Origin of the sequence: Cupriavidus sp. WS (assembly GCF_000395345.1) — a bacterium.
In the GTDB taxonomy this organism is placed as follows: Bacteria; Pseudomonadota; Gammaproteobacteria; order Burkholderiales; family Burkholderiaceae; genus Cupriavidus; species Cupriavidus basilensis_B.
Map to the genome: position 1 here is coordinate 1 of NZ_AQPL01000467.1, position 9,464 is coordinate 9,464.

Consider the following 9,464-nt stretch of genomic DNA (forward strand, 5'->3'; position numbering starts at 1 on the left):
AGGAGGGGCGCGCGGTCGGCGGGGTGCCGGCGCGCAGCGATTATAGCCATTCGGTATGGCCGGGCGCGCCGGGCCCGTCGTCGCGCAGCGGCAGCACCAGGCCCTGCTGCGCGGCGAAGTCGAACAGTTCGCGCTCGTTGTTGGCGCCGAGCTTGCGCATGGCGCTGTTCTTCTGGCGGCTGATGGTCTTCACGCTGCGGCAGAGCTGCCCGGCGATGCGGGTGATGGAGTTGCCGCTGAGGTAGAGGCGCAGCACCTCCGACTCGCGCACCGACAGGCTGACGGCGCCGGCGCGGTCCGGCGCGTAGTGCGCGCCTGACTGCTCCAGCACGCGCGCGGCGGACTCGCCGATGAAGCGCAGCCCGCGCTCGACGCGGATGATGGCCGTCACCAGCTCGTCCAGGTGCGAGTCCTTGAGCAGCAGGCCGTGCGCGCCGGCGTTGAGGATGGCGCGCAGCACGAGCGGATTGGTGATCATGGTGAGCACCACGATGCCCAGCGCCGGGTGGTGCCGCCGCAGGCTGGCCAGCAGGCGGATGCCGTCGCTGGCGTCGGCGCAGGGCATGTGATAGTCGGTGACGACGAGGTCGGGGCGGAACACGCGCGTGGCCTGCAGCAATTCGGCGGCGCCGCGCACGTCGGCGCAGATCTCCCAGCCGGTCTGCCCGCGCAACTGGCTCCTGACCGCGAGCGCGATGGCGGGATGGTCATCGGCAATCAGGATTCTCAATGACATGGCAATCTTCCTGGGCAGGCGCGCGGTGTTCGCGCAGCGGATGCCCAGGCAGAATAAGCGCCGTTTTCGGCATATTGCCTGAGACTATTCTCAAACTGCAGGAGAAATATCGGGGACCGGGCTGGCTGCCCGGCCGGCCGCGGGCAGGCCCGCGTGCCGGTGCGGGTGGTGGTTCAGGCGGTAGTTCAGGCGGCGCTTCAGGCGGCGTGCGCGGCGGGGATGTCGCGGGCTTCGCGGCGGCGGTCGATGGCGCCGACCGGGTCATGCAGGACCGCGCTGCCGGTCTCCATGATGCCGCGCAGGGCCTCGCCCGCGCCCGCGCGCGCCGGCGCCCAGAAATGCAGGGCGGCCCATTCGGGGAAGCTGGCCGGCGGCGCCAGCAGGCGCGTCTTGTGGCTGCGCGTGAGCAGCGGCACGTTGAAGTCGAGCAGCGGGCAGATGCCGCCCGCGGCCAGCAGCAGCGCCACCTGGGTGTGCCAGGACGGCACCACGGTCTCGCGGTATGCCGGATCGTGGGCGAGCCGGTTCAGGAACGCCTGCAGCGGACTGCCGGGCTCGGTGTCTTCCTGCAGCAGGATCCATTCGTTCCTGCCCTCCGCGTGCGGCGCGCGGCCGGGACGCGACACGCTGACCAGCCGCCGCGGCGTGGCCATGATGCTGTGCAGCGCGACCTGGTCCGGCACGAAGCGGCTGTCCACCACGAACGCGCAGTCGAGCTCGCCGTCGTGCAACTGGCCGGCCAGCGCGGCATCGGCGAAGACCGGCCGCGTCACGAAGCGGTCGTCGGGAAACCGCTCGCACAGCGCGGTGAGGATCTCGGTGATGACCGGCTCGCCGATCGACGGCGAGAAGCCGATGGAAAGGCGGCGCCGCGGGCGGGCGACGGGCGCCGCCGCGGGCGCCTCGGGCTGCAGCAGGCGCGACCACTTCGCCAGGAACTGCCGCGCGGTCTGCTCCAGCCGCAGCGCGTGCGCCGTCGGCTCGAGCGTGCCGTTGCGCCGGATGAAGAGCGGGTCGCCGGTGATTTCGCGCAGCCGCGCCAGGCTGTAGGCAATGGTGGGAACCCGGCTTTGCGTGCAGGCCGCGACGGCGCTGAGGTCGCGATACTCCATCAGCAGAACGAAGACATGCAAGAGCTTGGTGCTGACGTGCCGCATGGTGGCTTCTCCCGACTTGAAACTTTGGTTTTTCTTTTTCTGTTTCTTCTTTTCAGTGCGGCCGGGGGCCCGGTTCGACGGGCCCGGCGGCGCGCGGCGCCGCTTCGACATGCCCGCTTCCGGCGCGGGATCATGAAGACGCGATTTCTCGAAAATGGCAGCCCGGTTTTATGGACGCCCACGCTGGAAAAGACAGCCGACCTGGCTTAGCGCGAGAGCCCTGTCGCCAGTCGGACACGGGGCGCGAAGCCCGGTTGCCGGCGCTCGAAATTTAGTTAATGCCAGACAAGATTAATCCATAACCCTGGAACTTGCCAGCGCGCCCGGAGCGGGATTCTCCAGATGCGCCATGCGATTCTTCTTGCCGGAATAGGGCGGCAATGTCCTGCCGCGTGCTTGCCGGCGCCGTGATTTCCCGCATTGCGGCAGCCGGAGACGGGGCGGGAGTCGGCGGAGTAGGCGGCATTTTTTCTCCCTGTTTTTCGGGGGTACCATCCGGCGCTTGCTGGAGTCATCTGGAATGCATTCCACACTGCAGAATCAGTTAACCAATTAACTGCACCTGTCTTTCCCGGTTTTTTTCATGTCCGCGCCGGGGTCTTCAAATTGCTTAACACGCGCCTTGAACACACTGAATTGCCTTTTGCGGCGCGGGTGATAACGTTAGGCAGGGGTAGAACCGGCGCCGCGCGCGCCCGCACGATACATGCGGCACATGCGGCGCCCGCGGCGTTTGCAAGTGGAGGCAGGCAGTGAACAGACGATTCTCGGAGGAACAGATTCGCGGCTATCTCGCGGAAGCGCAGGCCGGCGTGCCGGTGCGCGAGCTGTGCGCGCGCCACGGCTTCAGCGATGCGTCGTTCTATGGCTGGCGCATCAAGTACGCCCGCGGCGCGGGCGCGGATGCGCGCGGGGAAAGCCGCAAGCTGCGCGAGCTGCAGGAGGAGAATACCCGCCTTAAGAGTATGCTTGCGGATGCGTTGCTCAAGCTGGAACTGCTGGGCAACCGCCATCGCAACGGCCGCGGCGGCAACGGCAACGGCAGGGAACGAAGCTAGATCCGGCTCGTCCTTGTCTCGCGGGGGTTGCCTCGCGGGCGGAGCCGCGCCCGCGCGGTTTTCGCGCCGCCGCCGCTGGCCACGGACACATACGGATCATCAGGGATGGCGCGTCGCGCCTCCCGCTGGGGAGAAATGGAAATGAAACGGGCTTCGATCGTCATGGCCGCCTTGCTGGGCTTCGGGTTGTGCGGCGGGCAGGCAGGCATGGCCGCCGACCTGGAGGTGCCCGCGCCGATGATCGCGCCGCCACCGCCGCTGATGCTCGATCCGGCCGCCGACAATGCCGGCCCCGCCGCCGACGGCACGCTCACGCCGGCCCAGCGCACCCATTGCCAGCAATTGCTGGACCGGATCAACGGGCTGCCCGCGGGCACGCAGTGGTCCACCGGCAAATCCACCGTGACCGAGCCTGACGGCAGCACCCATCCGACCATCGAGCGCCAGGCCGACCGCAAGAAACTCAATGAAGCCTACCGGCAGGAGTGCGCCCAGGAGCGGCGCTGAGCCAGGCCGCGCCGCTCACTTCTGCGCGCAGCGCTCCGGCGGGATCGTGACCTCGCCCACGGGCTGGTTGCCGTTGCCCAGGTAGCGGTAGTTCAGGGTGACGCCCAGACGGCCGAGCACCGGCACGTCCGGGTTGCGGCAGATGCCTTTCGCCAGCACCGGCCCCGCGCTCGCCATGAAGGCCACGGTCCCCTCTCGCGAGGCATCGACGCCGACCAGGCTGAGGCGGAACACCACGCGCTTGCCGGGCGAGACGCTGCATCCCTCGAGCCGGGTCGCGTTGTCGAGCGGGAACGGTCCGGCCTGCGTCAGCTCCTGGCATGCCGCCACGAGCTCGGCATCGGGGGTGCCGCCGCCGCCGGTCAGCCGCGTGACGCCGCTCATGCCGGTGCTCTTGCCCTCCACGGTGCCGAGCAGTAGCCGGGCCAGCTTGGAAAGCGAGGCGGGTGCGAGCGCCTGCGCCGCGGCGGCCGGCGCGAATCCGGCGATCACCAGGAAGGCCAGCGGCGCCGCGTGCGCGCGCGCGGCGAAAAGGAAATCCCGCATACGGATACCGGAAGGTAGGTCGGATGCCGCCGGGCGTGCCGGGAACCGGCGGCTGGCGCCGTTCTCCGCACGCGGCGGCATGACCTGACCATAGCCGCGTTTGCATGGGCGTGCTGTCGGTGTCCGTCCTACGCCGGCAGGATGCGCGCGGTGCCCGCGAGCGGCCGCGCGGGCGCGCGGCCCGGCGAGGGGGCTAGCGCGGGGGCCAGCGAGGGGGCCGGCGCCTCGGCGGGCGGGCGGATCGGCACGCGCTCGGGGTCCGCGTAGACGGAATCGAGCCCCGCCGGGTCGACGATGCGCAACTGCCGCTGCCGCACGGTGATCAGCCCCACGCTGGCGAAGCGCGCCAGCAGGCGCGAGACGGTTTCCAGCGTCAGGCCGAGATAGCTGGCGATGTCGTTGCGCGACATGGCCAGCGTCATGGCCTCGCCGGCCCGGCCGCGGCGGCGCTGCTCGTCGGCCAGGTCCAGCAGCAGCATGGCAAGGCGCTGCGCCGCCTTCATCGAGCCGAGCGCGACCAGCAGCGTGCGCTGGCGCTGCGCATTGCGGCGCAGCGCGCCGAGCATCGGCGCGCGGCACGCGGCTTGGTGCAGGTGCTCGCGCGCGGCCTCGATCGGCACCACGCAGCAGCGGGTGTCCTGCATGGCGACGGCGGCGGTGCAATGGAGCGGGTCGTCGAGGTCCTCCAGGCCCAGGACGTCGCCGGGGTGGGCGAAGGCGGTGACCTGGCGCCAGCCCAGCGGCGACTCGAACACCGACTTGACGCTGCCCTGGCGGATGGGAAATACCGCCTGCACCGGCCGCGCCTGGCGGTACACGGTCTCGCCGGCGCGCCACAGCGTGCTGGCCGGCATCAGCGGACGTTCCCGCGGGCTCTGGCCGGGTGCGGATTCCGCCTGGCGGCACACTGACTGGAACAAACACAGCGAACAGCTCGAAATATTCGCTTCGGGCATGGCCTGGCCTCTCCATTTGCCTGCGACAAATGCAAATGCAGTATAACCGGCCCGCTTCTGCCGCTAACTTCGGCGGATCTGCATTATTTCAAACGCAGAATTCAATTTTTTCGACGGCATGACGTTAACCTGCATGGGGCCGCTGCGCCACGTGGCGTCCGGTAATGTATGTTTTTCATAACATGTTGCCGGAAAGCGACGCCGACCTCGCCTTGATGGCTGTGCTATGCTGCATCGCAACAATGCAGACAGCAGGAGTCTTCATGGCCAAGAGCCTTTCGGCGGACTGGCATGCGCAACTCCGGCAGATCAGCCGGGCGCAGCCGCAGTCCGCGCGCCAACTCCAAACATGGTTCGAGCGTATCGCTACCCTTAATCCCGCCTCCCCGCGCCTGCGGGCGCGCACCCCCGCTCCCTTGCTCCTGCCGCCGCGGCGGCCGTTGCCGGGCGACTGGTCGGCCCATCACCATCATCTGGCGCCGCTGCCGGGCGAACTGGTGCCGCGCCTGTCCTACTGGCTGTACGTGCCGTCGCGCGCGGCGCACCGCCCCATGCCGCTGGTCGTCATGCTGCACGGTTGCCGGCAGACGCCGGAAGACCTGGCCGCCGGCACGCGCATGAACGCGCTGGCCGAGCGCGAGGGCTTCATGGTGGCCTATCCGCAACAGCCGCTGCGGCGCCAGATGCAGCGTTGCTGGCAATGGTTCGACCTGGGCGCGACCGAGGGCGGGCGCGAGGCGCAGGCGCTGTCGGTGCTGATCGACGCGCTGATGGCGCGGCCCGACGTGCGCGCCGACCAGGTCTACCTGGCCGGCCTGTCCGCGGGCGCCAGCATGGCCGCGGTGGTGGCGCTGCGCTATCCCGGCAAGATCGCCGCGGTGGGGCTGCACTCCGGCGTGGTGGTCGGCGCCGGGCACACGCCGCGCGACGGCCTGCGCGCCATGCAGCACGGCACCAGCGCCGATCCGGCCGTGCTGCTGGACGCCGCCGGCGCCATGCCGGGCGGAGCGAAGATGCCCGCCATCATCCTGCACGGCATGGACGACGAGGCGGTGCACCCGGTCAACGCGCGCCTGCTGGCGCGGCAGTTCCTGGCCTACAACGGCATGGCCGACCGCGTCGACGAGCGCATGAGCGGCCGCGCCGCGCGCCGCGCCGCCCACGCCGCGCCCGCGCTGGCCGGGACGGCCGGGGAGGGCGAGGACGCCGGGGAGGCCCGCATGGCCGCCCCGCCCGCGGCGAGCCTGCCCGCCGGCGACTACCTCGAGGCCAGCTTCGGCGTATGGAACCGCGACATGGTGGAAGTGTGCGAGATCGCCGGCCTGGGCCATGCCTGGAGCGGCGGCGACGGCGACTATGCCTACCACTCGGCCATCGGCCCCGACGCCAGCGCGCTGATGTGGCAGTTCTTCAGGCAGCATCGGCGCTGAAGCCGCGCCACATGACGAAAAAAGGGCCGCACTCGTGCGGCCCTTTCCTTTCCGGCACAGCCTTTCCGGCACAGTCTTTCTGGCACAGCCCGCCGCGCTCAGGCGTGCGAGCGGTCCTTGACGAACAGCGCCGTCACCATGCCCAGCACGCACAGCGCCACCACGTAATAGGCGGGCGCGAGCGGGTCGTTCTTGAGCATCAGCGTGACGATCATCGGCGTCAGGCCGCCGAAGATCGCATACGACACGTTGTACGAGAACGACAGCCCCGAGAAGCGCACCTGGGCCGGGAAGGCCTTGACCAGCACGAACGGCACCGCGCCGATGGTGCCGACCAGGAAGCCGGTCACGGCATACAGCGGGACCAGCAGGTCCGGGCGCGCATGCAGCGTGCTGTAGAACACGTAGACGCTGATCGCCAGCAGCAGGCCGCCGACGAACAGCGTGACGCGCGCGCCGATCTTGTCCGCCAGCAGCCCCGCCACCACGCAGCCCGCGGTCAGGCACAGGGTGGCCACGCTGTTGGCCATCAGCGCGGTGCGGCCGTCGAAGCCGTAGATCTTCTGCAGGAAGGTCGGCGTCATCAGGATCACCACCACGATGCCGGCCGACAGCATCCACGTCAGCAGCATCGACACCGCCACCGCGCCGCGGTGGTCGCGCACCACCGCCTTGAGCGGCATCTCGGCGGCCAGCGCCTTGCGCTGCTGCAGCTCGGCGAACACCGGCGTCTCGTGCAGCCAGCGGCGCAGGTACATCGAGCCGATGCCGAACACGCCGCCGAGCAGGAACGGCACGCGCCAGCCCCAGTCGGTCAGCTCGGCCGGGGTGAAGATGCTGTTGATGCCGGTGGCCACCAGCGAGCCCAGCAGGATGCCGGCGGTCAGCCCCGCGGTCAGCGTGCCGCAGGCGTAGCCGGTGCGGCGCGCCGGCACGTGCTCGGAGACGAACACCCAGGCGCCGGGCACTTCGCCGCCCACGGCGGCGCCCTGCATCACGCGCAGGATCAGCAGCGCCAGCGGCGCCAGCAGGCCGATCGCGTGGTAGGTCGGCAGCAGGCCCATCAGCAGCGTCGGCACCGACATCAGCAGGATGGACAGCGTGAACATCTTCTTGCGCCCGAGCAGGTCGCCGAAGTGCGCCATGATGATGCCGCCCAGCGGGCGGGCCAGGTAGCCGGCGGCGAAAATGCCGAAGGTCTGCATCTGGCGCAGCCAGTCCGGCACCGACGGCGGGAAGAACAGCTGCCCGATGACGGTGGCGAAGAAGACGAAGATGATGAAGTCGTAGAATTCAAGCGCGCCGCCGAGGGCCGCCAGGGCAAGCGTCTTGTAATCCTGCCTAGTCAGGGGGCGCGGCTGCGCGCTGTTGCGCGTGCCGTCTGCGCCGGCAGTACTGCTGGTGATCGACATGAGAAGACTCGCATGGAAAAAGTTCGCATGCGAAGCGCGCAACACGGTTGACGTGGAGGGTTCTGGCCGGAGGGTTACAGCGCGGGGGAAGCAGGCACTAAGTGGCGGATAAGCCGCTGGCTTGCGACGTGACGCTTCGCAAAAGCGGAACAATACCAGATCGGCGGGATGCGGGTCCGGACAAGTCCGGTTGAATGGATTTTTTGCAGTCTTGAAATCGCTTTCGGATTAGTTTGAATGCCTTTGCATTGCCCCAATCCGTTGCCATAATGTGGATAAAAAGTGAAATCAGGGCCACAAAGTGGCCGACTCGCCGAATATCCGCGTGGCAGGGCCTGTGCGCGGCCCGGCGGGTTCCGTACAAGATGGTGCCGCACGGCAGCGGCGGCCCGGCATGCCGGCAACCCTGCATGCCGGAGCACCGCGGTATCGGGATACTCGGGATATTCAGGATATTCGGGGTAGCGGGGTAGTGGGGTCGAACTCTCTAGGATCACATGGCAATCAAGTTCTCCATGCAGGCGGTGACCGCCACGCCCCGGCGCAGGGCCGGCGTGCGGGTGGCCGGCGGCATCGTGGCGGCGCTCGCGGTATTCGGGCTGGCCGGTTATTTCGGCGGGCCGCCGCTGATCAGGTCCATCGCGGCAAAGCAGGCCAGCGAGGCACTCGGGCGCAAGGTCACGATCGGCGGCGCCCAGGTGCGGCCGTTCTCGCTGGCGGTCACCGTGTCCGACCTCACCATCTACGAGCCGGACGGCACCACGCCCATGCTGACGCTGGGCGAGGCGCAGATCGACGGCGCCATCGCCTCGCTGTGGCACATGGCCCCGGTGGTGGACGCGGTGCACATCGACCGGCCGGCGCTGCGCCTGGCGCGCGACGCCAGCGGCCGCATGAGCTATGCCGACATCGAGGAGCGCTTCGCCGCGCAGCCGCCCGCGCCCAAGTCCGAGCCGGCGCGCTTCTCGATCAACAACATCGCCCTGACCGGCGGCAGCGTGGTGTTCGACGACAAGCTGCTCGGGCAGACCCAGCGCGTCGACAACCTCACCGTCACGCTGCCGTTCCTGTCCAACCTGCCGCATGACGTGGAGATCGTCACGCGTCCCTCGCTGAGCGCGCGCATCAATGGCTCCGCGCTGGCGCTCGACGGCACCATGCTGCCGTTCGCCGCCTCGCGCGAGACGCACCTGAACCTCAATCTCGACGGGCTGGACCTGCCGCGCTACATGGCGTTCGCGCCCGCGCTCAAGGACGCCGAGGTCAAGGGCGGCCTGCTGGACACGCGCCTGACGCTCGGCTTCATCCAGTCCAAGGACAAGCAGGACGTTTTCCTGGCCGGCACGGCGGCGCTGCGCGAGGCCGACATCCGCAAGCACGACGGCTCGCCGCTGGTGAAGGCCGGCCGCGTGGCGCTCGACATCGACCGCATCGAGCCGCTGGCGCAGAAGGCGCACCTGCGCAACGTGACGGTGGAAGGGCTGGCCGTGAACGCCACGCGCCGCGCCGACGGCACGCTCGACCTCGCCCAAGCCTTCCTGCCGCAGGCCCCGGCGGCCACGCCGGCAACATCCGCGCCGGCCGCGCCCGCTGCAGCACCTGCGGCGGCGCCGGCTTCCGCGCCGGCCGCCAAGGCGGGCCCGGCCTCGGCACCCGCCGCGG

The 9,464-nt window shown here is 69.5% G+C and carries 10 protein-coding genes; 5 read left to right on the top strand and 5 right to left on the bottom strand.

What is annotated here, in order from left to right; translation table 11 throughout:
* Positions 1-40 precede the first annotated feature (40 nt).
* Positions 41-736: a response regulator gene (locus K206_RS0131415; RefSeq protein ID WP_029044297.1), complete on the bottom strand. Its 696-nt coding sequence runs from the start codon at positions 734-736 to the stop codon at positions 41-43.
* A gap of 197 nt (positions 737-933) precedes the next feature.
* Positions 934-1,893, bottom strand: coding sequence for a LysR family transcriptional regulator (locus tag K206_RS0131420; protein ID WP_029044298.1), 960 nt, complete (start codon positions 1,891-1,893; stop codon positions 934-936).
* Between K206_RS0131420 and K206_RS43965 the strand changes: the two genes are divergently transcribed.
* The 3 genes from K206_RS43965 (at position 1,864) to K206_RS0131430 (ending at position 3,458) form a co-directional block, all read left to right on the top strand.
* Positions 1,864-2,103, top strand: a complete 240-nt coding sequence (locus K206_RS43965) for a hypothetical protein (protein WP_196812945.1) — start codon at positions 1,864-1,866, stop codon at positions 2,101-2,103. The two genes, K206_RS0131420 and K206_RS43965, sit on opposite strands and share 30 nt — an antisense overlap.
* 542 nt (positions 2,104-2,645) lie before the next feature.
* Positions 2,646-2,951 carry an IS3 family transposase gene (locus K206_RS0131425; protein WP_020206287.1) on the top strand — a complete coding sequence of 102 codons (306 nt, stop codon included), beginning with the start codon at positions 2,646-2,648 and terminating at the stop codon, positions 2,949-2,951.
* A gap of 141 nt (positions 2,952-3,092) precedes the next feature.
* Positions 3,093-3,458, top strand: a complete 366-nt coding sequence (locus tag K206_RS0131430) for a hypothetical protein (RefSeq protein ID WP_231401712.1) — start codon at positions 3,093-3,095, stop codon at positions 3,456-3,458.
* 15 nt (positions 3,459-3,473) lie between these two features.
* On the opposite strand, the gene K206_RS0131435 is transcribed toward K206_RS0131430, so the two are convergent.
* A complete protein-coding gene (locus K206_RS0131435; protein WP_020206289.1) occupies positions 3,474-4,004 on the bottom strand; it encodes a hypothetical protein in 531 nt (176 codons plus the stop codon).
* Between the two features lie 128 nt (positions 4,005-4,132).
* Positions 4,133-4,858, bottom strand: coding sequence for a Crp/Fnr family transcriptional regulator (locus K206_RS39850; protein ID WP_020206290.1), 726 nt, complete (start codon positions 4,856-4,858; stop codon positions 4,133-4,135).
* A gap of 365 nt (positions 4,859-5,223) precedes the next feature.
* Here K206_RS39850 and K206_RS0131445 point away from each other — a divergent pair, with 365 nt between their 5' ends.
* Positions 5,224-6,390 carry a PHB depolymerase family esterase gene (locus K206_RS0131445; protein ID WP_029044299.1) on the top strand — a complete coding sequence of 389 codons (1,167 nt, stop codon included), beginning with the start codon at positions 5,224-5,226 and terminating at the stop codon, positions 6,388-6,390.
* A gap of 98 nt (positions 6,391-6,488) precedes the next feature.
* Here K206_RS0131445 and K206_RS0131450 read toward each other — a convergent pair whose 3' ends face one another.
* Positions 6,489-7,802 carry an MFS transporter gene (locus tag K206_RS0131450; RefSeq protein ID WP_020206292.1) on the bottom strand — a complete coding sequence of 438 codons (1,314 nt, stop codon included), beginning with the start codon at positions 7,800-7,802 and terminating at the stop codon, positions 6,489-6,491.
* Positions 7,803-8,299: 497 nt separating this feature from the next.
* Between K206_RS0131450 and K206_RS39855 the strand changes: the two genes are divergently transcribed.
* Positions 8,300-9,464: DUF748 domain-containing protein (locus tag K206_RS39855; protein WP_155888363.1), on the top strand; the 1,165-nt coding region annotated here is incomplete at its 3' end.